This is a genomic window from Thioclava sp. FR2, assembly GCF_051200875.1.
Classification (GTDB): Bacteria; Pseudomonadota; Alphaproteobacteria; order Rhodobacterales; family Rhodobacteraceae; genus Pseudotabrizicola.
On the sequence record NZ_CP195191.1, the window covers coordinates 3482796 to 3508765 of the forward strand.

Annotated in this window: 25 protein-coding genes; 9 read left to right on the forward strand and 16 right to left on the reverse strand. The window is 59.1% G+C overall.

Translation table 11 applies throughout. The annotated features are described in order from the left end of the window. Positions 1–54 precede the first annotated feature (54 nt). Positions 55–954, reverse strand: coding sequence for a cation diffusion facilitator family transporter (locus ACSBLW_RS16860; protein ID WP_435257756.1), 900 nt, complete (start codon positions 952–954; stop codon positions 55–57). A gap of 95 nt (positions 955–1049) precedes the next feature. Then, entirely contained in the window at positions 1050–1736 is a 687-nt protein-coding gene (locus tag ACSBLW_RS16865) for an SH3 domain-containing protein (RefSeq protein ID WP_435257757.1), read from the reverse strand. Positions 1737–1903: 167 nt separating this feature from the next. On the opposite strand from ACSBLW_RS16865, the gene ACSBLW_RS16870 reads away from it, so the two are divergent. Both ACSBLW_RS16870 and ACSBLW_RS16875 read left to right on the forward strand, forming a co-directional pair. Next, on the forward strand, positions 1904–2890 hold the full coding sequence (locus ACSBLW_RS16870) for a 2-hydroxyacid dehydrogenase (RefSeq protein WP_435257758.1): 987 nt from the start codon (positions 1904–1906) through the stop codon (positions 2888–2890). 150 nt (positions 2891–3040) lie between these two features. Then, positions 3041–3493, forward strand: coding sequence for an SMI1/KNR4 family protein (locus ACSBLW_RS16875; RefSeq protein WP_435257759.1), 453 nt, complete (start codon positions 3041–3043; stop codon positions 3491–3493). Positions 3494–3717: 224 nt separating this feature from the next. Here the strand turns inward: ACSBLW_RS16875 and ACSBLW_RS16880 are convergent, their stop codons facing one another. From ACSBLW_RS16880 to puuE, 4 genes are all read right to left on the reverse strand, one after another. Next, positions 3718–5205 carry a nucleobase:cation symporter-2 family protein gene (locus ACSBLW_RS16880; RefSeq protein ID WP_435257760.1) on the reverse strand — a complete coding sequence of 496 codons (1488 nt, stop codon included), beginning with the start codon at positions 5203–5205 and terminating at the stop codon, positions 3718–3720. Positions 5206–5297: 92 nt separating this feature from the next. Further along, positions 5298–5774, reverse strand: coding sequence for an ureidoglycolate lyase (locus ACSBLW_RS16885; RefSeq protein ID WP_435257761.1), 477 nt, complete (start codon positions 5772–5774; stop codon positions 5298–5300). Between the two features lie 94 nt (positions 5775–5868). After that, complete coding sequence (locus ACSBLW_RS16890) at positions 5869–6711, reverse strand: bifunctional allantoicase/(S)-ureidoglycine aminohydrolase (protein WP_435257762.1); 843 nt, start codon at positions 6709–6711, stop codon at positions 5869–5871. Next, entirely contained in the window at positions 6708–8123 is a 1416-nt protein-coding gene (gene puuE, locus ACSBLW_RS16895; RefSeq protein ID WP_435257763.1) for an allantoinase PuuE, read from the reverse strand. The genes ACSBLW_RS16890 and puuE overlap by 4 nt, the downstream gene beginning before the upstream one ends. Positions 8124–8276: 153 nt before the next feature. Between puuE and uraH the strand changes: the two genes are divergently transcribed. Both uraH and ACSBLW_RS16905 read left to right on the forward strand, forming a co-directional pair. Next, complete coding sequence (gene uraH, locus ACSBLW_RS16900) at positions 8277–8630, forward strand: hydroxyisourate hydrolase (protein ID WP_435257764.1); 354 nt, start codon at positions 8277–8279, stop codon at positions 8628–8630. 76 nt (positions 8631–8706) lie between these two features. Continuing rightward, positions 8707–10176 carry a DUF2125 domain-containing protein gene (locus ACSBLW_RS16905; RefSeq protein ID WP_435257765.1) on the forward strand — a complete coding sequence of 490 codons (1470 nt, stop codon included), beginning with the start codon at positions 8707–8709 and terminating at the stop codon, positions 10174–10176. Positions 10177–10225: 49 nt separating this feature from the next. Here ACSBLW_RS16905 and ACSBLW_RS16910 read toward each other — a convergent pair whose 3' ends face one another. Beyond that, the gene (locus tag ACSBLW_RS16910) at positions 10226–11164 is read right to left on the reverse strand and encodes a LysR substrate-binding domain-containing protein (RefSeq protein WP_435257766.1); all 939 of its coding nucleotides are present in this window, start codon (positions 11162–11164) and stop codon (positions 10226–10228) included. 112 nt (positions 11165–11276) lie between these two features. On the opposite strand from ACSBLW_RS16910, the gene ACSBLW_RS16915 reads away from it, so the two are divergent. Then, a complete protein-coding gene (locus ACSBLW_RS16915) occupies positions 11277–12515 on the forward strand; it encodes a urate hydroxylase PuuD (RefSeq protein WP_435257767.1) in 1239 nt (412 codons plus the stop codon). A 4-nt stretch (positions 12516–12519) separates the two neighbouring features. Here the strand turns inward: ACSBLW_RS16915 and ACSBLW_RS16920 are convergent, their stop codons facing one another. After that, positions 12520–13422: a zinc ABC transporter substrate-binding protein gene (locus tag ACSBLW_RS16920; protein WP_435257768.1), complete on the reverse strand. Its 903-nt coding sequence runs from the start codon at positions 13420–13422 to the stop codon at positions 12520–12522. Between the two features lie 81 nt (positions 13423–13503). On the opposite strand from ACSBLW_RS16920, the gene ACSBLW_RS16925 reads away from it, so the two are divergent. The 4 genes from ACSBLW_RS16925 (at position 13504) to ACSBLW_RS16940 (ending at position 18274) form a co-directional block, all read left to right on the forward strand. Then, on the forward strand, positions 13504–14022 hold the full coding sequence (locus ACSBLW_RS16925; protein WP_435257769.1) for a transcriptional repressor: 519 nt from the start codon (positions 13504–13506) through the stop codon (positions 14020–14022). Beyond that, positions 14019–14810 carry a metal ABC transporter ATP-binding protein gene (locus ACSBLW_RS16930; protein WP_435257770.1) on the forward strand — a complete coding sequence of 264 codons (792 nt, stop codon included), beginning with the start codon at positions 14019–14021 and terminating at the stop codon, positions 14808–14810. Before ACSBLW_RS16925 ends, ACSBLW_RS16930 begins: the two co-directional genes overlap by 4 nt. Further along, complete coding sequence (locus tag ACSBLW_RS16935) at positions 14803–15594, forward strand: iron chelate uptake ABC transporter family permease subunit (protein ID WP_435260147.1); 792 nt, start codon at positions 14803–14805, stop codon at positions 15592–15594. Before ACSBLW_RS16930 ends, ACSBLW_RS16935 begins: the two co-directional genes overlap by 8 nt. 178 nt (positions 15595–15772) lie before the next feature. Further along, on the forward strand, positions 15773–18274 hold the full coding sequence (locus tag ACSBLW_RS16940) for a GcvT family protein (protein ID WP_435257771.1): 2502 nt from the start codon (positions 15773–15775) through the stop codon (positions 18272–18274). 53 nt (positions 18275–18327) lie between these two features. On the opposite strand, the gene ACSBLW_RS16945 is transcribed toward ACSBLW_RS16940, so the two are convergent. The 8 genes from ACSBLW_RS16945 to ACSBLW_RS16980 form a co-directional block, all read right to left on the reverse strand. After that, on the reverse strand, positions 18328–19122 hold the full coding sequence (locus ACSBLW_RS16945; RefSeq protein WP_435257772.1) for a glycoside hydrolase family 25 protein: 795 nt from the start codon (positions 19120–19122) through the stop codon (positions 18328–18330). Between the two features lie 81 nt (positions 19123–19203). Continuing rightward, entirely contained in the window at positions 19204–19650 is a 447-nt protein-coding gene (locus ACSBLW_RS16950; protein ID WP_435257773.1) for an EF-hand domain-containing protein, read from the reverse strand. A gap of 70 nt (positions 19651–19720) precedes the next feature. Next, positions 19721–20065, reverse strand: a complete 345-nt coding sequence (locus tag ACSBLW_RS16955) for a carboxymuconolactone decarboxylase family protein (RefSeq protein ID WP_435257774.1) — start codon at positions 20063–20065, stop codon at positions 19721–19723. A gap of 102 nt (positions 20066–20167) precedes the next feature. Further along, entirely contained in the window at positions 20168–21283 is a 1116-nt protein-coding gene (locus tag ACSBLW_RS16960; protein ID WP_435257775.1) for an NAD(P)/FAD-dependent oxidoreductase, read from the reverse strand. A 64-nt stretch (positions 21284–21347) separates the two neighbouring features. After that, on the reverse strand, positions 21348–22634 hold the full coding sequence (locus ACSBLW_RS16965) for an NAD(P)/FAD-dependent oxidoreductase (RefSeq protein ID WP_435257776.1): 1287 nt from the start codon (positions 22632–22634) through the stop codon (positions 21348–21350). Positions 22635–22779: 145 nt separating this feature from the next. Then, entirely contained in the window at positions 22780–23871 is a 1092-nt protein-coding gene (locus ACSBLW_RS16970) for a BMP family ABC transporter substrate-binding protein (RefSeq protein ID WP_435257777.1), read from the reverse strand. Positions 23872–23927: 56 nt separating this feature from the next. Beyond that, complete coding sequence (locus tag ACSBLW_RS16975) at positions 23928–24857, reverse strand: ABC transporter permease (protein ID WP_435257778.1); 930 nt, start codon at positions 24855–24857, stop codon at positions 23928–23930. Continuing rightward, entirely contained in the window at positions 24857–25945 is a 1089-nt protein-coding gene (locus tag ACSBLW_RS16980) for an ABC transporter permease (RefSeq protein WP_435257779.1), read from the reverse strand. Before ACSBLW_RS16980 ends, ACSBLW_RS16975 begins: the two co-directional genes overlap by 1 nt. Positions 25946–25970: the final 25 nt, after the last annotated feature.

The following is a 25970-nucleotide window of genomic DNA, read 5'->3' on the forward strand; positions in this document are numbered from 1 at the left end:
ATTATACGCTTGTATAACACTCGGCGTTTTCAGGCAATCCTCTTGCGTCGAAAATCAGCGGTCTTGTACGCTGTCGATTGCGGCCACGTCCTTGTGCACGATCACATCTGCCTGCGGGATCGCCTCAAGGATCGCCCGCCGCAAGCCAGCCCCAATCGAATGGGCCTCTGTCAGGGTCTGACGGCCATCCAGTTCGATATGGATTTGAATGAAGATCCGGCTCCCCGCCATCCGCGTCTTGATGTCATGAAACCCATGCACGCCCGGCCAGTCGCGTGCGATCTTGGCCACGGTCTCGATCACCGACGGGTCGGCGCTGCGGTCCATCAGCGCGTGCCAGGCATCCCGCCCGATCCGCAAAGCCCCCAGCGCCAGCATCGCAGCCGCCCCCAAGGCCACGACCGAGTCAATCGCGACCATCCCGAATTGCTTTGACGCCCAAAGCGACAGGATCGCCCCGATATTGGGCAACAGATCGCCCAGATAGTGCAGCCTGTCGGCGGCCACCACCTTGCTGCCCGTCCGCCGCGCCACACGGCCTTGCCACAAGACCAAGCCGACGGTCAGGCAAATGGAAAACACCATCACCCAAATCCCTGCCGTCTCATCCACCAACCTGGCAGGTTCCGACGTCCGCAGCCGCTCGATCGCGGCCAGCGAAATGACGCCCGCGGAAATCAGGATGAAAATCGACTGGCCAAGCGCCGCCAGATCCTCGATCGAGGTATGGCCAAAGGCATGGTCTTCATCCGCGGGCTTGGCCGCGTAAAGAATGGCCGCCATCGCGCCCAGACTGACCATCAGGTCCATCGCGCTATCGGCAAGCGAAGCCGCCACCGACAAGGCCCCGGTCGTTCCCAAGGCCCAGAGTTTCGCGCCCACCAAAAGGGCCGCCACCGCCACAGACAAAAGCCCGGCGGACAAGTTCAGGTGTTGGTCTTTCTGTCCGCTCATCTTCGGGCCTTGATCGAAACAGGGTCGGCACCGGAGGCATCCGGTTTCCCTTCACCTACTCCAGCTTCGCTCTTGGCGAAACCCAAGGCAGGGGATTATTCGATCACTTCGCCGGGTTCTACGCCCCACAGCGCCGCAATTGGCGCCCAGCCGCGTTCGCCCTCGATCTGCACCCGGCACCAATCGTCCTGACAAGACAAGATGCGGGCAACAACCCCCGCCTCGGCGCGAAACGCAATTGTCGCGTCCGGGCGCGCCATTGTGTGGAAATCCACCAGATCGCCCTTCACAATCGCGCTTCTGGTGCCCGACAGCAGCGAATAATGCACCCAGCCGCCCAAGCCATCCGCATCTTCAACGCGCCGCCAATTTTCATATTCAGCCGTTATCTTCAGCGGCATCCCGGCCTGCGTGAACACCCAGTCAATCCGATGCGTCAGCCCCGGCCCGCGACGGGCATTGCCTTCGCCATTCTTCAGCGAAACAAACCGTGGCAAGGGCAGGTTCGTCACTGACCCGCGCCCCGGATCGGCCTCTGGCTCTACCGGTTTTCCAGCCGCCGCCGCCTCAGCCTCTGGCGCTGCATTTGGCATGGGCGCTGCAACCTCTACCGGCGCAGCCTCTGCTGATACGGTCGGGCGCGGAACTGGCGTCACCGCCGGAGCAAGCGCCGCGGTCTGAATGGGTCGTGGCTTCGGGCGCAAACTTTGCGACAGCCCCGGCTGGGCCTGTATCAGAACAAAAGCCGTGGCCAAAAGGGCCGCTGCACGGGTCGTTGCCATCGTCTGGTCCGCCTGTCCCGGGGCCAATCCGGCCCCTGTCTTGCCTGCTCGTCCCCGCGTTTTTCCGCGTGGGTTCACTCTTATCTGTTTCGGGGGCTTGTACCTTTCCCCGCTTCCCGTCACTTTGCCCATTAAGACGCGCTAAGATCAAGTCCACGGAGGCATGTATGTCCGCACAGCGGCTGAGTGTTGTAGTCACGCGACGGTTGCCCGAGCCGGTAGAGACGCGCATGAAAGAACTCTTCAACGTCGAGTTGCGCGAAAACGATAAAAAGATGACGCGTGAAGAGCTGCTAGCCGCCATGCAGCGCGCCGATGTTCTGGTGCCCTGCGTCACCGACCATATCGACGCAGGTCTGATCGGGCAGGCGGGGGATCGTCTGAAACTGATCGCGAACTATGGCGCAGGTGTTGACCATATCGACGTCGCAACCGCCCGCCAGCGCGGCATCCTTGTCTCGAACACCCCCGGCGTCGTCACCGATGATACCGCCGACATGACCCTTGCGCTCATCCTCGCTGTTACGCGCCGCATCCCCGAAGGTCTGGCGCATATGCAGGCTGGCGAATGGCAGGGCTGGTCGCCGATGGCCTTCCTTGGGGGCCGCCTTGGCGGTCGCCGCCTTGGCATCCTTGGCATGGGCCGCATCGGTCAGGCCGTCGCCCGCCGCGCCCGCGCCTTTGGCATGCAGGTCCACTACCACAACCGTAAACGCCTGCGGCCGGAGGTCGAAGAAGAGCTGGAGGCCACCTATTGGGAAAGCCTTGATCAGATGGTCAGCCGGATGGACATCATCTCCATCAACTGCCCCCACACGCCCTCGACCTATCACCTGATGAATGCGCGGCGGCTGAAACTGATGAAGCCGTCCTCGGTCATCGTGAACACCTCCCGCGGGGAAGTCATCGACGAAAACGCCCTGACCCGGATGCTGCGGGCAGGAGAGATTTCTGGCGCGGGCCTTGACGTCTTTGAACACGGGCACGAGGTCAACCCCCGCCTGCGCGAACTGAAAAACGTGGTCCTTCTGCCCCATATGGGCAGCGCCACGGTCGAAGGCCGCATCGAGATGGGCGAGAAAGTCATCATCAACATCAAAACCTTCGCCGACGGCCACCGCCCGCCAGATCAGGTCGTTCCGGGGATGCTGTAAGGGCGGTTGCTGCAACAGCGTAGGTCGGGCTTCAGCCCGACTCTCCTTTCCCGTCACTGTAGGTCGGGGCTTGCCCCGACTCCGAAGGCGTCAATTTCCTGCTCTAAGTGCCATCATCTCTACGCCCACGCCTAAATCGAGGGATGCCCGATGCCACCGCTTGACCTTATTCAGTTCAGTGACCTCCATCGGCAGAAGAGCGTCCAAAGGGCAAGGCTCTTTGAGCTGGATCCACCGGACCCTCCCGCGAGCGACGAGCAAATTTCTGACTTGGAAAGCAAACTGGCAACGCGGATCCCCGAAACATACATTTCTTTCTTGAAAGCCTACGGCGGCGGTTCTTTTGGACTGACGAACGTGTTTTCTGCGGCTCGTGACAGTGAATATTATTCGGTACCGAGGAATGCGGCTGCTCAAGCATTCATGCCAGAAGGCTCGCTTGCCTTATCTGATGACCATTGTGGCGGCTGGTATGTCCTGCGTGTTTCGGAATGTCAGGCACTGGAACCCGTCTTCTACTGGCACTCTGACAGGGGCGTAGAAAAGACAAAGTTTGCGAACATTCTCGAGTATGTGGCTGCCTATGCATATGACGGTGCATAGCCTCGCCCCGTCGGCTCGATAGATACCAATGAGACTTGGTATCTAGTTTCGGAAAGCGTAGGCCGGGCTTCGGCCCGACTCCGTTAAAAAACCCTTAATCCTCGCGGCTAACCATTTGATTTCGAACGACTTAAAAAACGTCCCCGACGGGGACGCCCGAAATCGGGGGTTCTGAAAACAAAAACGGCCCCCAAATTGGGGGCCGTTTGCGGATGTTTCAAACCTCAGTGGTCAGCCACCATCGCAGCCTTCTTTGCGTCCTCTTCCGAGGCATTGCTGCCGTTGAAGAAGGCGTTCAAGGTCACCGCAGCAATCGAGGCCAGCAGGATGCCGGATTCGATCAGTGGGTGGATCGCATGGGGCATCCACATCTTGAAGTTCGGGGCGATCAGCGGGATCATCCCAAAGCCCAGCGAGACCGCCACGATGAACAGGTTGTTCCGGTTGGCCGCGAAGTTGACGCCCGCAAGAATACGGATGCCCGTTGCGGCCACCATCCCGAACATGACAAGACCAGCACCGCCCAGAACCATGGTCGGCACGGCCTCAACCAGCGCGCCCATCTTGGGAACAAGGCCCAGCACGATCAGGATGATCCCCCCCGCCACGCAGACAAAGCGCGACCGCACGCCGGTCACGCCGACAAGGCCCACATTCTGGCTGAACGAGGTATAGGGGAAGGTGTTGAACAACCCGCCGATCAGCGTGCCCAGGCCATCCGTCCGCAAACCGGCGGACAGCATCGGTTGATCGACCTTCTTGCCGGTCATATCGCCCAGCGCAAGGAACATGCCCGTCGATTCAATCATCACGACGATCATGACCAGAACCATGGTGACGATCATCACCGGGTCAAAAGTCGGCATGCCGAAATGGAAGGGCGTGATCAGCCCGAACCAGCCCGCATCCGCCATCTTGCCAAAGCTCATCTTGCCCAGAGCAATTGCGATGACGACACCGATGATGATCCCCAGCAGCACCGCGATATTGGCGACGAAACCTTTGCCATATTTCGCGATGGCCAGGATCGAGACCAGCACGATGGCCGAGATCGCGATATTGCCCAAAGGCGCGTAGGCGGGGTTGTTGACCTTTGCCGCGAGCGCAAGCCCCTGCGGCAGTTCAGGCAAGCCGGTGATCGCACCGCTGGCGGCCCCCTCGGTCACGGCTTTCAACCAATCGGCATGGGCCGGGTCAAGGATCTGCGGCGCGGTCGGGCCAACGGGGTTTCCGAAGATCCAGTTGATCCCGATCCGCATCAGACTGACGCCGATGACCAGAATGATGGTCCCGGTGACCACCGGCGGGAAGAAGCGCAGCATCTTGGACACCAGCGGTGCAATCAAGATAGAGATCAGGCCCGCTGCCATGATCGCCCCGAAAATGGCTCTTGCGCCGTCTACACCGCCCTGAGCATTCGCAAAGCCCACCATCGGGCCTACCGCTGCAAAGGTTACGCCCATCATCACCGGCAGTTTGATGCCGAACCATTGGGTTGCCCCGAGCGACTGGATCAGGGTGACAAGGCCGCAGACAAAGAGGTCGGCGGAGATCAGAAATGCCACGTCTTCAGGCGCAAGCTTCAAGGCGCGGCCGACGATGAGCGGTACGGCCACCGCCCCTGCATACATCACGAGAACATGCTGGAGACCCAACGTAAAAAGCTTTGGCGGAGGCAAAATCTCATCCACTGGGTGAACAGTAGAGTTCATCCGTTATTTCCTTTCCCTAGGGGGCAGATGTTGTTCGCGCCGTCTCGACACTGCCCCGCCAAGGTGTCGTCCGGTTAGATGTGCCCCTTTTCTCAGGGTGCAATTACGGTCCAAGGTTCTGTGAACCGGAATTCTTCAAGGTTCGGCGTCGCGCCGATGCGGTCGACCACGGCAAAAAGGCCGGGCTCGGCCAGCGGGGTCAGCACGCCGTGCCATGTCCAGCGATGGAAATTGATCCCTTGTTGCCCGTTGGTCAGGAATGCCACGGGCTTGGCCGCAGGATTTTCCGCGACGATCACGAGGAAGGGCTGTTCGGACATCGGGATAAAGGCCTGAGACCCATCGGGATGCCGTTCGATCAGGTCAAACTCGTAGGGTAAGGCGCGGGGGCGGGCCTTGAAAATCGAGAGCCCGGCCCGACCTTCCGGGCCGAAGTCGAGTGTGGCACGGTTATGGTGGCGGTGGCACCAGCCTGCATTGATCTCGCGAAAATCGCCTGTCGCATCGAGCACATCGCCGAAGGACGCAAAGCTGGCGGCGGTCAGGGGGGCAGGGCGGATCAGGCGCATCGTCTTGCCGCGCCAAGCGGGGGCGCTTCGCCCCCCACGGCGGTTCGCTGGCGCGATCCGCCTCCCCCTGAGGATATTTGAAGACAGAAAATGATCATCTGGCAGGACCAAAGGCGCCGGGGCCGCGCAGCTTTGCGTGACGATTTACGTCTTTATAAAGAAGGTAGCGGAAAGGGCCTGGGCCCGCAGCATAGCAGGCTTGCGGGCAATAGGCGCGGAGCCACATGAAGTCGCCGGCTTCGACCTCGACCCAATCCTGATTGAGTTTGTAGACGGCCTTGCCTTCGAGGACGAAGAGCCCGTGTTCCATCACATGGGTTTCTTCGAAAGGAATGGTTCCGCCGGGCTGGAAGGTCACAATGTTGACATGCATGTCATGGCGCAGGTCTGCGGGGTCTGTAAAGCGGGTGGTGGCCCAAGCGCCGTTCGTGTCGGGCATGGGGATCGGCTTGACGTCGCGGTCACTGGTTACGAAGGCCTGAGGGTGAGCGACGCCGGGGGCGGGTTCATAAAGCTTGCGAACCCAATGAAAGCGGGCAGGCGAGGCACCCTCTGCCAGCAGGGTCCAGCGGGAACCGGCAGGGATATAGGCATAGCCGCCCGCATCGAGTTCGTGTCCTTCTCCGTCAATGGTCAGGGTGATCAAGCCATCGTTCACAAAGAGCACATGTTCCGCGCCGGTTTCCGGATCGGGCGCATCAGACCCGCCGCCCGGTTCCACTTCCATCACATATTGGCTGAAGGTTTCGGAAAAGCCGGTCATCGGGCGCGCAATCAGCCATAGCCGGGTCTTGTCCCATGCCGGCAGGTAGCTAGTGACGATGTCGGAAAAACAGCCCTTGGGAATGAAGCAATAGGCATCGGTAAAGACGGCTCGTTGCGTCATCAGGCTGGTTTGCGGTGGAAGACCCCCTTTGGGGAAGTGGTAACCGGTCATGGCAAGAGATCCTTCAGGCGAAGCTCGGCAATTCGTTCGACCTGACGGCAGGCGGTGGCGAATTCGGTTTCGGTGTCATTTGCGATCCGGGTTTCGAAGGCGGCTAGGATCGAGGCCTTGGTGTTGTCGCGAACGGCGATGATGAAGGGAAAGCCGTGCTTTTCGACATAGGCTGTGTTCAGCGTCTCGAAGCTGGCCCGTTCGGCATCGGTCAGGGCGTCCAAGGCGGCGCTGGCCTGTTCCGCCGTAGACTCGGCCGTAAGCCTCTTGGCTTGAGCCAGTTTGCCGGCCAAATCCGGGTGGGCCCGCAGGACAGCCAGGCGTTCATTCTGACTGGCAGAGCGGAACATGCGGGCGAGGGCGTTATGAAGCCCGGCTGCGCTGTCATGGGCGGGGCCAAGTTCCAGATCAAAGGCGCGATCCGCGATCCAGGGAGAGTGTTCAAAGATGCTGCCAAAGCGGCCAACAAAGCGGTCGCGTGTCATCTGGCTGGGTCGTTCGATACGGAGATGCGGGTGCCTTTCAGCCCAATGGCGCGCAATGTCGATGCGGCGTGGGAACCAGACGCCTTCAAAGCCTCCAGCGTAGTCGAGAAACTTCTTTAGCCCCGCAAATTTGCCGGGCCGTCCGATCAGGCGGTTGTGCAGGCCAATGGAAAACATCTTTGCCTGCCCTGCCTGCCCTTCGGCATAAAGCGTGTCGAAGCTGTCTTTGAGGTACGTGAAGAACTGATCGCCGGTGATGTAGCCGGGGGCAGTTGCAAACCGCATGTCATTGGCTTCCAAAGTGTAGGGAATGACAAGTTGGTCATGATCGCCCACTTCCAGCCAATAGGGCAGGTCGTCGTCATAGGTGTCGGAAATCCAGGCGAGCTTGCGGGTTTCCGCAGTCAGGCGCACGGTGTTCATGGAGCAACGGCCCGTGTACCAGCCTTGCGGCGGTTCGCCCACCACCTCTTCGTGAAGGCGAAAGCTTTCCGCTATCTGGCGCGCCTCTTCTTCAGGCGACATGTCGCGGTGATCGACCCACTTCAACCCGTGGCTGGCGATTTCCCAGCCTGCGGCCTTCATGGCGGCCACCTGCTCGGGGTTGCGTGCCAAGGCCGAGGTCACGCCGTAAATCGTGACGGGAATGCCGCGTTCGGTGAACAGACGATGCAGCCGCCAGAAACCGGCGCGGGCGCCATAGTCATAGATGGATTCCATGTTCCAATGTCGCTGGCCCGGCCAAGGGGCAGCGCCGGCGATGTCGGAGAGAAAGGCCTCGGATTGGGCATCCCCATGCAACAGGTTATTCTCGCCGCCCTCTTCATAGTTGAGCACGAGGGACACAGCGATTTTTGCGTCGCCGGGCCAAGCGGCATCAGGGGCATTCGGGCCGTGGCCGCGGAAATCTCGGGGATATCGATTCAAGGTGCGCCTCGGGTAACTTTGGAAGGAAACTGTAGAGCGAAACCGCAGAAAGTTTTTTCAAGTTTTCCTTGAAATTCCTATCGGATCAAACAGCAGTCGCGCTAGCTGCATTTTCGTGCTGTGTTTGGGTCGAACACTCAGGAGGAAGGCAGTATGGGAAGACTTTCCACGCATGTGCTGGACACGGCGCGGGGCAAGCCAGCGGCGGGGGTCAAGATCGCGTTATATCGCGTTTCAGGCAACAGCCATCGCAAGATCGCCGAAACGATGACGAATGCGGACGGTCGGACCGACGCACCGCTGCTGACAGGGGACGATCTGAAGGAAGGCCAATACGAATTGGTCTTTTTCGCTGGTGACTATCTGCGGGCTTCGGGACAGGCGGGCGAAGGCGAGTTGTTTCTTGACCAAATCCCCATTCGGTTTGGGGTGCCGGATGCCAGCCAGCATTATCATGTGCCGCTTTTGATCTCGCCTTTTGCCTATTCAACTTACCGAGGTAGTTGAAACATGACCTTGCTTTAACCCCACGAAAGGCGTTGAGATGTTTGGCATCTTCAAAAAGCCTTTGTGGGAGAGGTCAATGTTTAAAAAATCTTTGCTGCTTGCCGCGCCGACGGCGCTTTTGTTGTCGGGAACATCTGTTTTCGCTTTGACGGCTGATCAGGTCTGGGCCGATCTTCAGGCGCTTGCCTCGGGCAGCGGTGGCGAGATCAAGGCCGCGACCGAAGTCAAAGAAGAGGGGATCATCACACTGAACGGCGTGTCGGTTGGCCCGGCCGGTGGACCTGTCGTGATCACGATCGCCGAGGTTACGATCGAGGATCAAGACGATGGATCGGTGGCCTTTTTCCCAGCAGACATCAAGGTGACGCCGCCTGATGGAACGATGGTCGCTATCGAGGATCAAGAACTGTCTGTTTCGGTCTTTGAGGATGAAGGCGGTCTCGGCTATGCCTTGTTCGCTGATCTTTTGAAGGTCAGTTTTGACGCCAATGAAGGGACCGCTGAAAGCCCGAAGCGCAACGCGGGTAGCGTGACCTTTGAAGGTCTGGAAGCGGGCTACGGTCGCGGTGCAGATGTCATGTCCGTCGATCTGGTCGCCAAGCGTCTGGCCTATGACATCATTCAGGTCGACAAGGCCATGATGTTGGATTCGACCTCTGTCAGTGACACGACCGATATTACTCTGGCAGGTGAACTGACCGTCCCCGAGGGCGTTAATCTCATGGCTCTGGATGGACCGGTCGCCTTCGAGGATGCGGTGTCCAAGGGGCTGGCGCTGACAGCGGCAATGACCAGCGGCCTGTCGAAGGGGCAGACAGAAGAGCGCGGCGAAATGATGCCGATGACGATCACTTTTGAAGGGGCGTCCAGCACGATGAATATCGCGGCTGACAAGACCTCCATGATGGTCGAAGGAGCATCTGGCGGCTTTAAGGCCGAAGTCACGCCCCCCGGAATGCCGATGTCGATGCCGGTCTCTATGGACTCGCTCTCAATGGCCTACATGATGCCGGTTTCGGCACCCGAAGGTGGCGACTATCAGGTCAAGCTCAACTTCGCCAACCTTGTCCTTGGGGAAAGCGTTTGGGCCATGTTCGACCCCGGTGCAGCTTTGGCACGCGATCCGGCAAACTTGGCTTTGGATGTTTCGGGGCAGGCCAAGTTTGATCTGTTGGCGACAATGGCTGCCGAGGCCGCCGGAACCGCACCGCCAATGCCCGAGCCCGTGTCGCTGGACATCAAGGAACTTGGGCTGAAGCTGGCAGGTGCGGCCCTTTCGGGGACAGGTGCGTTCACCTTTGACAATTCCATGATGGAAATGGGAGGCCCGCCGATGCCATTGGGCACGGCAAACCTGCGTCTGGAAGGCGGAAACAAGCTGATTGATGGCCTGATCGCTACGGGTCTTCTGAAAGAAGAAGACGCCATGGGCGCCCGGATGATGATGGCGATGTTTGGCAAACCTGAGGGTGACGATATCCTGACCTCGCAAATCGAGGCCAAAGAGGGCGGTTCGATTTTCGTCAACGGACAGCAAATCCAGTAACAGCCCGTAAAAGCAAGACAGAGGTCCGTGCCATCGGTGCGGGCCTTTTCTATTCTGCTTTGGCGGTGTTCTGCGGATCCGTGGCTTTGCGAAGTTCTTCGCGGATTCGAGCGGTCATGAAATCGGTGAATAGACGCACCTTTGGGTCTTTCAATCGTCGATGTTGGCTGAGGCAGGACAATTGAACAGGCAGAGGTGGCGTTTCAGTGGCAACAGGCACAAGCTGGCCATTCCGCATATATTCTGCGACTTCGAATTGCGGTTTGAGCACAATCCCATGTCCGGACAAGGCCCAGCCGGTCAGCACATCGCCGTCGTCCGATTCGTAAGGGCCTGAAATCTCAAAACGGCGCGGACCATCCGGCGTGACCAGTGTCCATTGGAATTCTTTCGCGCCGGGAAACCGCAGGTTCAGGCAGTCATGGTGGTTTTCAACAAGATCGGCCCCGGTCATCGGCAGTCCGCGCCGTTCGATATAGTTGGGCGCGGCGCAAAGGATGCGCGGGCATTCGGCAATCAGCCGCACCTTGAGCGTGGAGTCGTCAAGGATGCCAAGGTGGAAGGCCACGTCGATTCCTTCGGTCACCACGTCAATCACGCGATCTGAAAGGCGCAGGCGGACATCAATCTGGGGGTATTGGCTTTTGAACGCTGGCACATGGGGGGCGATGAAACGCCGACCAATGCCAAGCGGCGCGGCAATAAAGATCGTGCCGCGAGGGTTTTGCGTGACATTCATCACGGCGGCTTCGGCATCTTCGATCGCGTCCAGAACCTTGCGCGCACCATCGAAGAAAATCCGCCCGTTTTCTGTGGGTTGCAGGCTGCGAGTCGTCCGGTTGAACAGCCGGACGCCCAAGTGCTTTTCTAGTTCCGAGATTCGCGCCGATGCAACGGCGGGGGAAGTGCGCTGATCGCGCGCCGCTGCACTCATGCTGCCCAATTCATAGACACGCACGAACATCTTGATGTTGTTCACATAGGACATGGGCGATTTCCAAGATCATCAGGATGAATTTGAAAGTGATCCGCTATTTGATGGATTAACAGCAAAGTCGGGATCGGTATAGCCTGATGAAAAGGCAAACAGGGGAAATGGCATGTATGACTGGGTGGTGCTGTGGGAATGGGTCGAGATCGCGGCGCGCTGGACGCATGTGATCACCGCCATCGCGTGGATTGGGTCGTCTTTCTATTTCATTGCGCTTGATCTGGGCCTGCGGAAAGCGGACGGCATGCCGGCGCTGGCGCATGGCGAGGAATGGCAGGTTCACGGGGGTGGGTTTTATCACATCACCAAATATCTGGTCGCGCCTGATCGCCTTCCCGAACACCTGACTTGGTTCAAATGGGAAAGTTATGCGACCTGGCTTTCGGGTTTCGCCATGCTGGTGCTGGTCTATTACATGGGCGCCGAGATGTTCCTAATTGATCCGACGGTCATGGAACTGGACGTTTGGCAGGCCGTCGCGATCTCCGTCGCCTCGTTGGCATTCGGTTGGCTGGCCTATAACACCATCTGCCGCGTGTTCGTTGATGCCAACCAGACTTTGGTGATGGTCGCCTTGTTTATCGTTTTGGTTGGCATGGCGTGGTTCTACACTCAGGTCTTTTCTGGCCGGGCAGCGCTTTTGCACCTTGGTGCTTTCACCGCTACGATCATGAGCGCGAACGTCTTCATGATCATCATTCCCAACCAGAAAATCGTGGTGGCCGATCTGAAGGCGGGCCGCAAGCCCGATGCGAAATACGGCAAGATCGCCAAGCAGCGCAGCACCCATAACAACTACCTGACACTGCCGGTCTTGTTCCTGATGCTGTCAAATCATTACCCGCTGGTCTTTGCCACAGAATACAATTGGGTGATCGCGTCGCTGGTCTTTCTGATGGGCGTGACGATCCGGCACTTTTTCAACTCGGAACATGCCCACAAGGGCAGCCCCTATTGGACTTGGGCAGTGACGGCGGTTTTGTTCCTGTTGATCGCTTGGCTGTCGACCGCGTCCATTCGAACCCAGCCTGAACCCGAAGCCAGCCTGACCAAAGGGGCGCAGCACTTTGCTGCGGCCCAAGGGTTTGAAGATGTTGTCAGCATCGTGCAGGGCCGCTGTTCCATGTGCCACGCGGAGGAACCGGTGTGGGAGGGTCTTCACTGGGCACCTAAGGGCGTGGTTCTGGAAACCGAAAATCAGATCGCTGAAAACGCCCGCCGCATATATCTGCAAGCAGGAGCCAGTCACGCCATGCCCCCCGGCAACCTGAGTTACATGGAGCCGGAAGAGCGCATGGCGATTGTCCGTTGGGTTCAGTCGGCCCAAGCGGCTGGTTCGGACGGATAAAGGCTTATTGCGACAGGCAGGTTGTCAAAGCTAATGTGATGTCGCGCAGGATCGCTTCATACGCGGTCGGCCCCGGCGTCACGAAACTGCCTTCTGGGTCCAAGGGGGCACCCAACTTTGCCCCAGTTCCTTCGGCAACACGCAACAGCAAGGCTGGGTCGTGCTGTGCTTCTGGGAACAGGCAGATTGGACCCGCGGCTACAATTTCAGCCTGAAGTTCGGTCAGATGCGCGGCACCGGGCGTGGCGGCATCCCCGCCCGCAACAGACAGGGCTGATGCCAACCCGTAGTGATCGGTGAAATAGCCAAGCGAGTCATGGAAAACCACAAAGGTTCGCTCTCGAAAGGGGGCTAGAGTCTCGGCAAGTTCTGTATCCAGGGCTTTGAGCCTATTCTGAACCTCCGTGGCATTGGCACGGTACAACTCCGCATTTTCCGCATCCAGTTTTGCCAATTTTGCCGCAATCTGATCGGCCCAAATGACGGCATTCTGCACGTTCAGCCAAACATGCGGGTCCGTGCCATCATGACTATGCCCGTGATCGTCTTCTTCGTCATGCCCTTCGGGTTCTTCAAATCGCAACAGCTTGATGCCCTGCGCATGGACAAGGTCCAACTGCGGTGCAGCCTCCGCCAACCCATCCAGGGCCCGGTCCAGCCAAGGTGTCAGTTCGGGTCCTATCCAGACGATCAGATCCGCTTCAGCCACGGCTGCTGCCTGACTGGGGCGCATCTGAAAGGAATGTGGATCAGCGCCACTTGAGAGCAAGAGTTCGGGCGTGCCCGCGCCTTCCATGATCTGTGCGACTAAGGAATGGACCGGAACAATATCTGTGACCACGCGCGGCACTTCGGCAAATGCCGGCACCGCAAGGCTTGACAAGAGAAGGGCAAAGATAGACCGCACGGCTACACCTTTCGAGGGACTCGACTGCTGGCGCTTATGTATGTTATATCATAACTCGTCAAGATTGGAAGGCACGCGGCAATGACCGATACCCATTCGCACAGCTGCCCCGGCTGTACAGAGCCTGACCTCGCCTTTGTCGATCACGACCACAATCGCTGCACGACGGGCATTCTTGAGCGCGCCGAAACCTTGGCGCAGTCCGCTGGCGCGCGACTGACCCCCGTCCGGCGTCGGGTTCTGGAAATCCTTTTGGAAGAGCATAAGGCGCTTGGGGCCTATGATGTTCTGCAACGGCTGGCAAAGGAGGGCTTTGGTCACCAACCCCCTGTGGCCTATCGTGCCTTGGAATTTCTGGTCGATCAGGGATTTGCGCATCGGATCAGGCGGCTGAATGCCTTTGCTGCCTGCATGCATCCGGGCGAAGCACATGCCCCCGCTTTCTTGATCTGCAAGTCTTGCGCGACGGTCGCCGAAGCGCCAGCCGATGCCGTTCGGGCCTCGCTTGATGAAGCGGCCGCAGCACTGGGCTTTACGATTGAGCGCACGAATATCGAGGCGCTTGGCCTTTGCCCTGCCTGTGCCGGAACATCCGAATGACGGCCGCCATCACTCAGAATCTCCTTGCCGCCGACCATGCCTGCATTCGCTTTGGCGAGGTCGAAGTGCTGCACGACATCACGCTTGGTATCCAGCCCGGTGAGATCGTCACCATTGTTGGGCCTAACGGCTCTGGGAAATCCACCTTGCTGCGTGGGCTTCTGGGGATTATTCCCGTCAGCAGTGGACAGGTCACTCGCATGCCCGGACTGCGCATCGGTTATGTCCCGCAAAAGTTGGCGCTGGATCGCAGCCTGCCGATGACAGTCCGGCGCTTTCTGTCGCTTCCGAACCGCGTCAGCGACGATCAGGCCCATGCGGCGCTTTCGCAGGTGGAACTTCCCGACCTTGCGGGCCGCCAGATGGCCGCCCTCTCAGGGGGGCAGTTGCAGCGGGTTCTATTGGCTCGGGCGCTGTTGTCGCGACCTCAACTTTTGGTTCTTGATGAACCGACCCAAGGCTTGGACCAGCCGGGCGAGGCTGCCTTCTATCGCTTGATCGAAGAAGTGCGGCGTGAAACAGGGGCGGCTGTTCTGATGGTCAGCCATGATCTCCATGTTGTCATGGCGGCGTCGGATCGTGTGATCTGCCTGAATGGCCATATCTGCTGTGAAGGGGCGCCTGCCGTCGTATCGACGGCTCCGGAATACCGGGCGCTGTTTGGCCTTGGTACACAAGGGGCATTGGCGCTCTATCGCCATGTACATAATCACGACCATGCTCATCCGCATGATCACACGCATGATCACTCTCACGACCACCACGGGCACAGCCACGACCATGCTTGACGATTTCCTGACCCGCGCCGCGCTTGCTGGTTTTGGCCTGTCGCTTGCGACCGGCCCCTTGGGCAGTTTTGTCGTCTGGCGCCGCATGGCCTATTTCGGTGATGCGACATCACATGCCGCCATTCTTGGTGTCGCATTTGCGCTGGCAACAGATCTGCCGATCGGTATCGGCACATTGTTGGTTGCCCTTGCTATGGCGCTGACTGTGGCGACACTTGCTGCCAAGGGCTGGGTGATGGATACCGCGCTTGGTGTTCTCGCGCATTCCGCATTGGCCTTGGGTCTTGTGGCCGTCTCGTTCCTGCACGGAATCCGGACGGATCTTTCGGCTTGGCTCTTTGGCGACATTCTTGCCGTCTCCAAGGGCGACGTTCTCTTCATCTGGGCCGGCGCGCTGGTGGTTCTGGCGCTTCTGGCTTGGCGCTGGCAAGCACTGCTCACCGCCACCCTGAACGAAGACCTCGCCCATGCCAGCGGCCTGAACCCCGACCGTGAAAGGCTGATTCTTGTTGTCGCCCTGGCCATCGTGGTTGCTGTCGCAATCAAAGTCGTGGGGGCACTCTTGATCGCGGCCATGCTGATCATTCCCGCCGCAGCGGCGCGCGCCTTGTCTCGCACCCCCGAAGCCATGGCGGTTTTCGCCACTCTCATCGGGGCATTTTCCACCTTTGCGGGCCTGCAACTTTCGCTTTGGCAAGACACGCCTGCTGGCCCATCCATCGTCACTGCCGCTGCCGCAGCTTTCCTTCTCGCAGCACTCTTTAATCCAAAGCCCTCGACCTGAGCCCCCATCATATCTTCCCGATTATCTCGGGCCAGAGTGGGTTTCAGCGAAACCCGCGAGGGGCAGCGTGTACGACTCTTTCGTCGATGTCGTTTTCTGACGCCAAAGGTCGGCGCATCTTGCCCGTTTCCTGTAGTCTCTGGCATTGATGGCGCAAACCAATCTCGGGAGTCGACCCATGAAAACGCATGTCAAAGCCCTTGTCGTCGGCGGTGGTGCCGTCGGAAACGGCATCGCCTATCACCTTGCCAAGGCAGGTTGGGACACGATGCTGGTCGAGCGTGACGAACTGACCTCTGGTTCCACTTGGCATGCCGCAGGCCTTTTGCCGCTGTTCAACATGTCTTACGCCACGACCCACATCCACAAATACTCGGTGGATTTCTATAAGGGTCTTGAGGCGGAAACCGGCCTGAATGCTGGCTTCTCGATCTGCGGCAACCTGCGTATGGCGCAGACGCAGGACCGGATGGACGAATACATGCTGTATTCCTCGGTCGCTGAAACCGCAGGCGTCTATCACGAATTCCTGACGCCCGCGCAGATCAAAGAACGTTGGCCGCTGGTTCGCACCGAAGATCTGAAGGGCGCGTTGTTCCATCCGCAGGATGGCTACATCAACCCCGCCGATGTGACGCAGGCGATGGCCAAGGGTGCGCGCCAATTGGGTGCCACCATAGAACGCAAGATTCAGGTTGATGGCTACCGCTGGACTGGCAGTGAGTGGATCGTTTCTGTTACCCGCATGGTTGAACAGGGCGGCAATCTTGTTCCGGGCGAAGAAAAGTTCGAAATCCATGCCGAACATGTGGTGACCGCCACCGGCAACCATGCTCAGCGCACCGCGCGTCTTCTGGGGATCAAGATCCCGGCTATTCCAGTCGAACACCAGTATATCGTGACCGAGCCGGACCCGGCGCTGGTCGCCTGGCGCAAGGCTGGCAACCCGGAACATCCGGTTCTGCGCGATGCCGATGCCAAATGGTACGTCCGCGAAGAACGTGGCGGCTGGATCCTTGGCCCCTATGAACGCAACGCCCCGGCCCGCTTCCTTTACGATGTGCCGGAATCGTTCCGCGCCGACCTCTTCCCGCTTGATCTGGAGCGGATCGAAGCAGAATACATGTCGATGATCCATCGTCTGCCTTCGTCCGAAACTGTCGGTCTGAAAGACGATTTCAACGGCCCGATCTGCTATACCCCCGATGGTAACCCACTGGTCGGCCCGGTTCCGGGGCTGCGGAACATGTGGATCGCCGAAGGCTTTTCGTTCGGGATCACCGCTGCGGGCGGAACCGGCTATTACCTTGCCCAGATGATGACGCAGGGCGAAGCCGAAATCGACATGGCCAGCCTCGACCCGAAGCGTTACGGCAGCTGGATGACCACCGAATACGCCGCGCGCAAGAACGAAGAATGCTATGAGCACGTCTTTATTCTGCACCACCCGGATGAAGAGCGTGAAGCCTGCCGTCCGCTGCGCACGGCGCCGAACTATGACCGCCAGATCGCCCTTGGCGCGCAAATGGGGCAGGTCAATGGTTGGGAACGCCCCAACTACTACGGTCCGGTCGATGCTCCCGCAGATTTCGACCACAACTCACGCAGCTTCCGTCGCGGCGCTTGGTGGCCCTATGCCGTCGAAGAAGCCAAGGCCATCCGCGAAACCGCCGGCATCATCGACGCCACCGCCTTTACCAAGCACCTCGTGCGTGGTCCCGGTGCGACCGCGTTCCTTGACCACTTTACCTGCAACAAGCTGCCGGGCGTGGGCCGGATCAACCTGACCTATGCGCTGACCGATGCGGGCACGACGCGCACGGAATATACGATCGTCCGGCTGGCCGAGAACGAATACTATCTGATCTCTGCCGGCGCATGGACAGCCTATGACGCCGACTTCCTGATCAAATCGGCCGAGGACTTCATGGCCGAGGGTGGTGGCTATATCGACATCCACGACATTACGACACAGTGGGGCGTCTTTGCGCTTGCCGGCCCGAACAGCCGCGCCATTCTGCAAGAGATCGTCAAGGATGCCGATCCGTCGACCGTTCTGGGCAACAAGCGCTTCCCGTGGCTGTCGTATCGTAACATCGAACTGGGCATGTGCCCGGTGCGTGCGGTGCGTGTGGCATACACCGGCGAACTTGGCTGGGAACTCCACCACCCGATCGAAATGGGCCGCTACCTGTGGGATCTGGTGATGAAGGCTGGCGAAAAGCATGGGCTGAAGCCGGTCGGTGCCCGCGCGCAAAACTGGCTGCGTCAGGAGAAATCCTACCGCGCCTTTGGCAATGAACTGGGCCGCGATGCGACCCCGCTTGAGGCCGCTTTGGACCGCTTTGTCGATCTGTCGAAGGACTTCCGTGGCAAGCAGGCCATGCTGGACAAGGGTATTCGCTCGAAGTGCTGCACGCTGTTGATTGATGGCCCGACCGATACCGATCCGTGGGGCAAAGAGGCTCTGTTGCTGAATGGCGAAAAGATTGGGCGTCTGACGTCGGGCGGCTATTCCGTGGCCTTCGGCAAGCAGATTGGCATGGGCTATGTCCGCCCTGATCTGGCCGAGGTCGGCACCAAGCTGAAGGTCAAGATTCAGCTGAAGGAATGGGACGCCGAAGTGGTGGAAGACAGCCCCTTCGACCCCAAGAACGCCCGTATCCGCATCGACGGCTGATCGGCAGAACTTTCGGAAAACGGGGCCAATCGGGCCCCGTTTTTCATTTTGGATTAACGTTGTCGCGCTGCCAGCCAAGCGGTCCACGCGGATCTGGACCCCGCAAAGGCATTCAGATCCGCCTTGCCCCTGACGCCGGGAACCAGCCCGGTGCCGCTATACTGCCAGAATGTCCAATGTTGACCGCCATAGGTGTCGCGCGGATGGCCGGCCACGGTCCTTAGCCAGAAATCATAGGAACCCAGCTTCCACATCTCGTTCGTATCAAAAAAGTCCGGTGTGGAATAGATGATCGGCCTTTGTCCGTAATGCGCTTCAAGCGCATCCAGAAAAATCCGTGCTTCGCGGCGCACGGTTTCAGCGGTCGGACGCTTTGTGCATGTCGGCGAAAATGGGGTCCACTCCATGTCCAGAACCGGGGGCAGGGCACCCTTTGTGCGTGGCACATGGCGGATGAACCACCGCGCCTGTTCTGCCGCCGGGCGGCAGTGATACCAGAAATGATACGCCCCCACAGGAACCCCGGCCCGCAAGGCACCTCGCCAGTTTGCATCAAATGCGGGGTCAACGATATCGCCGCCTTCAGTCGCTTTCAGAAACGCAAAGTTTACGCCGTTGGCTTTTGCGGTTGGCCAATCCACATCTCCCTGCCAGCGTGATGTGTCTATACCGTGGACAGGGTAAGCGCGGGGCGATTGACCCTGCCAATCATGCGGGTCGGCATCGCCAAAATTGGGCGCAGTTATGGCCACTGGGGCTGGGCGATCCGGACCGCGCACCGATTGTTGGCGCGGTGCGCCACAGGAAGCCAAACCAAGAATGAGCAAAAGAAAAAGGGTGCAACGCATAGGGTCAATCTGAACCCTGCATCACACCCTGTCATCTCTTGATTTCAGCGCTCGGCGGAAAGCCGTCGCTTCTGCTCCGTATTAGAAATCAGTGGCGGAAACGATATGGTCACCGTTCCTGTCCAAAGCCGCAAAGAGCCTGTCCGACGCGGCCTCGAACTCGGCCAAGGTCACATCGCCATTGCCGTCCGCATCGTTGAACTCTGGCGTCATTGCTGCGTGCATTGCGGCACCTGGGCCTCGGCCATTCCCGCCGGCACCGTGGCCGCCGCCCTTGATTTTCTGCTCCTCTTGCACATGCGCCGCCACGCCAGCCCAGTCCGAAGCTGCAAGTGCGCCGTCACCTTCCACGTCGAACATGTAGAAGACTTCTCCGCGTTTGGTGCGAAGTTCGTCCAGCGTCACAGCGCCGTCTGAGTCCATGTCCCATTGTTCCATGAACTCGGAACCGGGGTTGCCATTTTGGGCCAAGGCAACGCCCGCCATCAAGGTTACAGCAAGCGGCAGCACAGTCAGGGTCTTCAGCATTTTCACATTCCCACTGTTGACTGTGACTGATACGACCCGGCGAAGAAGTTCCGTCGCGAATTAGCGAAAATTATTCAGCGGGTTTCGCCAGTTCGTCCCAGCAACCCAAAGCGTGGGCCGCGTACATTAGCGCCGGGCCACCGCCCATCTGGATTGACATGGCCAGAACATCGCCCAGTTCCTCGCGCGTGGCTCCGGTGCGCATCAAGGCCTCGACGTGGAAATTGATGCAAGGCTCGCACCGCTGCGAAATGGCGATGCCCAGCGCAATATATTCCTTTTCTTTGACGGAAAGCGGGCCAACGTCCTTTGCCACTTTTGACAAGTCCCCAAAGGCAGCGGCAGCCTGCGGGATCAACTTGTTCATCGCGCGGATCTCGCCGCGCATTTCGTGGATCTTTGCCTTGTAGCTCATCGTCCTGCTCCTTGCGTTTTCCGGCACAGGGGTGCCACGCAAAACGCCGTGCAGCCTTGATCCACGTCAAGCCATATTCAAAACAATCTATGTAACGTCAGGTCAGGAAAATCGTGATGGAGACAGCGCCAAGAGCAGGCTTTCGGGCAAGTCACTTGGCCGGCCGGTAATCAGGTCCGCCGCCAATTGACTTGCGGCAGGGCAGGTCTGAAACCCTTGGCCACCTTGTCCCGCCAGCCAAAAGAAATCGGGCACTGCACTATCCCTGCCGATCACCATCGTCCGGTCCGGGGAAAATGTCCGCAACCCCGCCCAATTCGCCAAAAGCCGGGTAACCGGTTCGGTCACAAATTCCTCATACCGCGCCAGACCTTCGGCCAGCACCATGTCATCCGCCCAAGCGTCATGCGGCTCCATCAACTCTTCTTCGGCGGGTGAGACGATCAGCGCGCCCGCATCGGGCTTGGCATACCAAGCCTCTCCCGCTCCAAAGATCATGGGCCAACGAGAAACCTCCATCCCTGTTGGGGCCGGAATGCGCGCCATCGACCGCCGATAAGGCGTAAAGCCCAAAGGCCTGACACCTGCCATCCCGGCAATATGATCAACCCAAGCGCCGCTGGCATTCACCAGCATCGCCGCGGTGAATTCCCCTGCCGGCGTCTGAAGATGCCAGCCAGAGGCATCTTTGCGGATCGCCGAAACGCGGGCCTTGGTCACGATCCGGGCACCATGCGCCTTCGCCTCTTTGGCAAAGCCCTGAATCAGCAGGTCAGTATCAATATCCCACGCATGGGCCGCAAAAGCCGCTTCCGTCACCACCTCGGGGTTCAGGATCGGCACCATAGCAAAGGCGTCTTCAACAGGGATGCGACCCAAGTCCATTCCCTCGGACTCATCGGCAAAGGCTTTCTCTGTCCCTGCCTTTCCCACCATCAAAAGCCCGCGCGGCGACAAGACACCGGCCGCCCCGTGGAAAAACTCTGACGAGGCCAAGGACAATTCAACGACCGCCGGCGACCCATAGCGAGGCTCATACAAGGCAGCCGACCGGCCCGAAGCATGATGGGCAAGGACATCTTCGGCCTCCAGCAGTACGACCGAGGCATGGGGCGCAAGGCGGGCCGCAAGGGATACCCCGGCGATGCCGCCCCCGATGATCACCACATCCGCCCGCACCATGTCTGCCTCCCTTACGCTTTGGCGCGACCCTGCCATGGGCTTTCGAAAAGGAAAAGACCGGGCCTGACAGACCCGGTCTTTTCTGGAGTTTTTCTTTGGCTTAGCCCTTGTGGGTCTCTTTCAGCTTGTCGATCCCCAGAACCTTCAGGGCCAGGCTTTCGTAGAAGGGTTCCGAGGTGCCCTTCTTCAACTTGCGCATAAAGTATTTCTCGAAGCCCACCTTGGCCAAATGCACCCATTTGCCTTCTGAAGACCAGTTCACGTTGCGCGGCGGGATTTGCGGCTGGGCAACAAAAGCGATCCCCCCGTCGCCAAAATCGGCAAGGCACACCGCGTTCCAGGTTCCAACCTGATCCGGCTCTTTGCCACGCACGATATTGCCAATATTATGCGCCGTGGCCGTCACCATAGATTCAATCATGAAACCGGTTTTAGGCACGCCCACCGGCACCGGGGTGGGCCCCATCGGCGGGATGGCGACACAGACCCCAACGGCAAAGATGTTCTTGTATCTTGGGTTCTGCTGGTGCTTGTCGACGATCGTGAACCCGCGCGGGTTCGAAAGACCCTCGATATCGCGCACAGGTTTGATGCCCCGGAACGCCGGCAGCATCATCGAAAAGGCGAAAGGCAATTCCTTTTCACCCTTGGATGAGCCATCGTCGTTGATTTCTTCCACGGTCATCATACCCGCTTCGACCTTCTTCACTTTGGTCGAGGTCATCCACTTGATGTGCTTTTCGCGCATCGCAGATTCCAGAAGGCCCTTGGTATCACCCACCCCATCAAGGCCGAGATGGCCGATATAGGGCTCTGACGTGACAAAAGTCATCGGCACCTTGTCGCGGATTTTCGCCCTGCGCAGCGCGGTTTCCAGAATGAACAGGAACTCATAGGCCGGGCCAAAGCAGCTTGCCCCCTGCGCCGCGCCAATGATCACCGGGCCAGGGTTCTTGACCAGTTCTTCAAAAACCTTGCGGGCTTCTTCGGCGTGGTCGATGTGGCAGACCGACTGGGTATGGCCGCCGTGCGGGCCAAATCCGGGGATCTCGTCAAAGGCCAGTTCCGGCCCGGTCGCGATCACAAGATAATCATAGCTGACCGATTCACCATTCACCAATTCGATCCGGTTTTCTTCTGCATGCAGCTTTTCGGCCGCGACGGGGATAAAGTTGATCCCCTTTTTCTTCATCGTCGGTGCCAGATCGACCGTAATCTCCTCCCGCTCTCGCCAGCCAACAGCGACCCAAGGGTTTGATGGTACAAAGTGGTAGTGTGGATCTTTGGTGACGACCGTAACCGTATCTTCCTTGCGCAACTGATCCTTGACCTCATAGGCCATTATGGCCCCACCCAGACCGGCGCCTAGAACAACAACATGTGCCATTGAATTCCTCCTCAAATATCCTGAAGAGAATAATAGATATTAAAATTCGAATGTATGCAGGGGAATGCCGAATGCGACAGCGGGACGGATAAGCCATGAAAAAGGCCCGCCAAAGCGGGCCTTTAAGATCGTCAAAGAAGGAAGATCACTTCGGAATGTCGCCGGTGATGCCTTCGACGTAGAAGCCCATGCCCAGCAGGTCGCCATCGGGTGCAACCTGACCTTCCGCCAACCAGGCCGAGCCGTCCTGCTTGTTGATTGGGCCGGTGAACGGGTGATAGGTGCCCGCCTTGATGGCGTCGCGCATGGCTTCAGCTTCGGCTTTCACTTCTGCTGGAACAGCATCGGTGATTGCGCCAATTTCCACTTCGCCTTCCGGAATACCGGCCCAGCTGTCGACCTGCTCATAGCTGCCATCCAGCAATTGGCCGACTCGCTTTACATAGTAGGGTGCCCAGTTGTCGATGATCGACGACACGCGCGGGGTCGGTGCATAGTCCGCCATGTCCGAAGCCTGACCAAAGCCGATCACGGCGCCATTGGTCTTGGCGGCTTCGGCCAGCGGTGCGGTCGAGTCGGTATGCGCTGCAATCACGTCAACGCCTTGGTCGATCAGTGCCTTGGCGGCATCAGCTTCTTTCGCCGGGTCGAACCATGTGAAGGCCCAGACGACCGAAAGCTCAACAGCCGGGTTCACCTTCTTGGCATGCAGGTAATAGCTGTTGATGCCCATGATCACTTCGGGGATCGGGAACGATGCAATGTAGCCGATCTTGTTCGACTTGGTCATGCGACCGGCGATGGTGCCCTGAACGGCGCGGCCTTCGTAGAAACGCGCGTTATAGGTCGAGACGTTGGCCGAGTCGCGCTTGTAGCCGGTGGCGTGCTCGAACTTGATGTCGGGGAACTTGGCGGCAACGGCGTTGGTTGCATCCATGTAGCCGAACGAGGTGGTGAAGATGATGTTGCAGCCCGAAAGCGCCATCTGGGTCAGCACGCGCTCGGCGTCTGCGCCTTCCGGCACGTTTTCCTGATAGGCGATTTCCACCTTGTCGCCATAGGCTTCTTGCACGGCCAGCGCACCCTGATGGTGCTGATAGGTCCAGCCAAGGTCGCCGATCGGGCCAACATAGACAAAGCATGCCTTCGCTTTGTCCATGCCAGCAGCATTTGCCGCGCCACCAAAGGCCAGACCAAGGCCAAGGGCTGCGGTTGCAAGCAGTGTTCTGCGGTTCATTCGTAGTGCTCCCTGTTTCGAGGCCGTTTTTGACCCCGGGTTATATGGTTGTGCCTCTAACGAGAGGCGTGGAAAGTCTGTCCCAGACTGGCCGGGGCGTTCAGTGCCGCCTTGCCCTTGCCCGATGACATGATGACCAACACGAGGATGGTTATCAGATAGGGGGCGCTGGACAAGTACTCTACCGGAATCCGCGCGCCCGCTGCCTGCAGATTAAGCTGAAGCACAGTGATTCCGCCAAAGAGATATGCACCAACCAGCGCCCGCCACGGACGCCAACTGGCAAAAACGACGATGGCAAGGGCGATCCAGCCCGCACCGGCGGTGATCCCGTCGGTCCATTGCGGCACCCGGACAAGGCTGACATAGGCCCCGCCAAGACCTGCCATGGCCCCGCCGAACAGGATCGCAAGGATACGGATACGCCGCACCTTGTAGCCAAGGGCATGGGCCGCATCGTGGCTTTCTCCCACTGCCCGCAGGACCAACCCGGTGCGCGTGGATTTCAGCACCCACCAGACGGCAGCGACACTCGCGACCGAGAAATATACGACCCAATCGTGGCCGAACAGAACGCGGCCAAAGAACGGGATATCAGCCAGCGGCCCCAAAGGCACCGCGCCCGTGAGCGGCGGCTTGATGCCCACATAGGTCTGCCCCAAAAGCGACGACAGCCCCAATCCAAATAGGGTCAAGGCCAACCCAGTGGCGACTTGGTTCGTCAGCAGGATCTGCGTCAACACCGCAAAGACGATGGACAGGGCCGCTCCGCCCAAAGCGCCGCCCAGAAAACCAAGAACAGCACTGCCCGTGGCAACCGAGGTGATAAAACCGCAGACCGCGCCCATGATCATCATGCCCTCAACCCCAAGGTTCAGGACGCCTGCGCGTTCCACCACCAACTCGCCAATGGCGGCAAGGATGATCGGAACCGAAGCGACGATCAGCGCCGTGATCAGAAGACTTGGATCAATACCGCCAAACATCACAGCGCCTCCCGTTTTGCGCCCAGACGGACGCGGAAATTGGTCAACAGATCGACAGCAAGCAGGAAGAACAACAGCATCCCCTGAAAGGCCTGAATGGCAGCGGCAGGTAAACCAAGCATGAACTGGGCCAATTCACCGCCGATATAGGTCAGCGCCATCAAAAGCCCTGCCAGCAGAATGCCGATCGGATTCAGCCGGCCCAGAAACGCCACGATGATCGCGGTAAAGCCATAGCCTACGTTAAAATCAATGCTGATCTGACCTGCGGGGCCCGCTACTTCGAACAGCCCGGCCAACCCGGCCAAGGCCCCGGAAATCCCCATGCACAAGACCACCAGCTTCGTCGGCGCAACCCCGGCAAAGCGGGCCGCGCGCGGTGCCTGCCCCGACAACTTTATCTGAAAGCCAAGGATGTGGCGCTGCAGCAAGACATAAGCCCCGATTACCGCCAAAAAGGCCGCAACCACGCCCCAATGCATACCAGTGCCGGGGATCAGTTCCAGATTGGCTGCTGCCGGATATTGCGAAAGATTGCGGCTTCCGGGAAACCCACCGCCTTCAGGGTTGCGCAAAAGACCAACCGCCATCGAGGCCAGAAAATTCTGAGCCACATAGACCAACAGCAGCGAAACCAGAATCTCGTTGGTGTTGAACTTGGTCTTCAAAATCGCAGGGATCATCGCCCACAACCAGCCACCCAAGGCCCCGGCAATCACCATCAGCGGAAACACGATCCACAAATCCGCCGGGTAAAAGGCAAGCCCCACAGCCGCGCCCAGAATGGCGCCCATGATGTATTGTCCTTCGGCCCCGATGTTCCAGATGCCTGCCCGAAAACCCAGTGACAGCCCAATGGCAATCAGGATCAGCGGCCCCGCTTTCACCAAGAGCTGCGGGCGCGAATAGCTTGCGAACTGGGCGTTGAACAGCGGATCCCAAAAGATGATCCGCATCGCCTCGACCGGGTTCTTGCCCAACAGCGCAAACATGATCCCGCCCGCGACCATTGTCAGCACCACGGCCAGAACCGGCGTTGCATATTGCCAGAACCGGCTGGGCGAGGGGCGTTTTTCAAGGGTCAGCATGGCAGCCCCCCTTTGCGGCAAATTC

Excerpts from the sequence above, each read along its gene's own strand:
- ACSBLW_RS16860 (WP_435257756.1), bottom strand. The coding sequence starts at position 954 with ATGAGCGGACAGAAAGACCAACACCTGAACTTGTCCGCCGGGCTTTTG.
- ACSBLW_RS16865 (WP_435257757.1), bottom strand. The coding sequence starts at position 1,736 with ATGGCAACGACCCGTGCAGCGGCCCTTTTGGCCACGGCTTTTGTTCTG.
- ACSBLW_RS16870 (WP_435257758.1), top strand. The coding sequence starts at position 1,904 with ATGTCCGCACAGCGGCTGAGTGTTGTAGTCACGCGACGGTTGCCCGAG.
- ACSBLW_RS16875 (WP_435257759.1), top strand. The coding sequence starts at position 3,041 with ATGCCACCGCTTGACCTTATTCAGTTCAGTGACCTCCATCGGCAGAAG.
- ACSBLW_RS16880 (WP_435257760.1), bottom strand. The coding sequence starts at position 5,205 with ATGAACTCTACTGTTCACCCAGTGGATGAGATTTTGCCTCCGCCAAAG.
- ACSBLW_RS16885 (WP_435257761.1), bottom strand. The coding sequence starts at position 5,774 with ATGCGCCTGATCCGCCCTGCCCCCCTGACCGCCGCCAGCTTTGCGTCC.
- ACSBLW_RS16890 (WP_435257762.1), bottom strand. The coding sequence starts at position 6,711 with ATGACCGGTTACCACTTCCCCAAAGGGGGTCTTCCACCGCAAACCAGC.
- uraH (WP_435257764.1), top strand. The coding sequence starts at position 8,277 with ATGGGAAGACTTTCCACGCATGTGCTGGACACGGCGCGGGGCAAGCCA.
- ACSBLW_RS16905 (WP_435257765.1), top strand. The coding sequence starts at position 8,707 with ATGTTTAAAAAATCTTTGCTGCTTGCCGCGCCGACGGCGCTTTTGTTG.
- ACSBLW_RS16910 (WP_435257766.1), bottom strand. The coding sequence starts at position 11,164 with ATGTCCTATGTGAACAACATCAAGATGTTCGTGCGTGTCTATGAATTG.
- ACSBLW_RS16915 (WP_435257767.1), top strand. The coding sequence starts at position 11,277 with ATGTATGACTGGGTGGTGCTGTGGGAATGGGTCGAGATCGCGGCGCGC.
- ACSBLW_RS16925 (WP_435257769.1), top strand. The coding sequence starts at position 13,504 with ATGACCGATACCCATTCGCACAGCTGCCCCGGCTGTACAGAGCCTGAC.
- ACSBLW_RS16930 (WP_435257770.1), top strand. The coding sequence starts at position 14,019 with ATGACGGCCGCCATCACTCAGAATCTCCTTGCCGCCGACCATGCCTGC.
- ACSBLW_RS16935 (WP_435260147.1), top strand. The coding sequence starts at position 14,803 with ATGCTTGACGATTTCCTGACCCGCGCCGCGCTTGCTGGTTTTGGCCTG.
- ACSBLW_RS16940 (WP_435257771.1), top strand. The coding sequence starts at position 15,773 with ATGAAAACGCATGTCAAAGCCCTTGTCGTCGGCGGTGGTGCCGTCGGA.
- ACSBLW_RS16945 (WP_435257772.1), bottom strand. The coding sequence starts at position 19,122 with ATGCGTTGCACCCTTTTTCTTTTGCTCATTCTTGGTTTGGCTTCCTGT.
- ACSBLW_RS16950 (WP_435257773.1), bottom strand. The coding sequence starts at position 19,650 with ATGCTGAAGACCCTGACTGTGCTGCCGCTTGCTGTAACCTTGATGGCG.
- ACSBLW_RS16955 (WP_435257774.1), bottom strand. The coding sequence starts at position 20,065 with ATGAGCTACAAGGCAAAGATCCACGAAATGCGCGGCGAGATCCGCGCG.
- ACSBLW_RS16960 (WP_435257775.1), bottom strand. The coding sequence starts at position 21,283 with ATGGCAGGGTCGCGCCAAAGCGTAAGGGAGGCAGACATGGTGCGGGCG.
- ACSBLW_RS16965 (WP_435257776.1), bottom strand. The coding sequence starts at position 22,634 with ATGGCACATGTTGTTGTTCTAGGCGCCGGTCTGGGTGGGGCCATAATG.
- ACSBLW_RS16970 (WP_435257777.1), bottom strand. The coding sequence starts at position 23,871 with ATGAACCGCAGAACACTGCTTGCAACCGCAGCCCTTGGCCTTGGTCTG.
- ACSBLW_RS16975 (WP_435257778.1), bottom strand. The coding sequence starts at position 24,857 with ATGTTTGGCGGTATTGATCCAAGTCTTCTGATCACGGCGCTGATCGTC.
- ACSBLW_RS16980 (WP_435257779.1), bottom strand. The coding sequence starts at position 25,945 with ATGCTGACCCTTGAAAAACGCCCCTCGCCCAGCCGGTTCTGGCAATAT.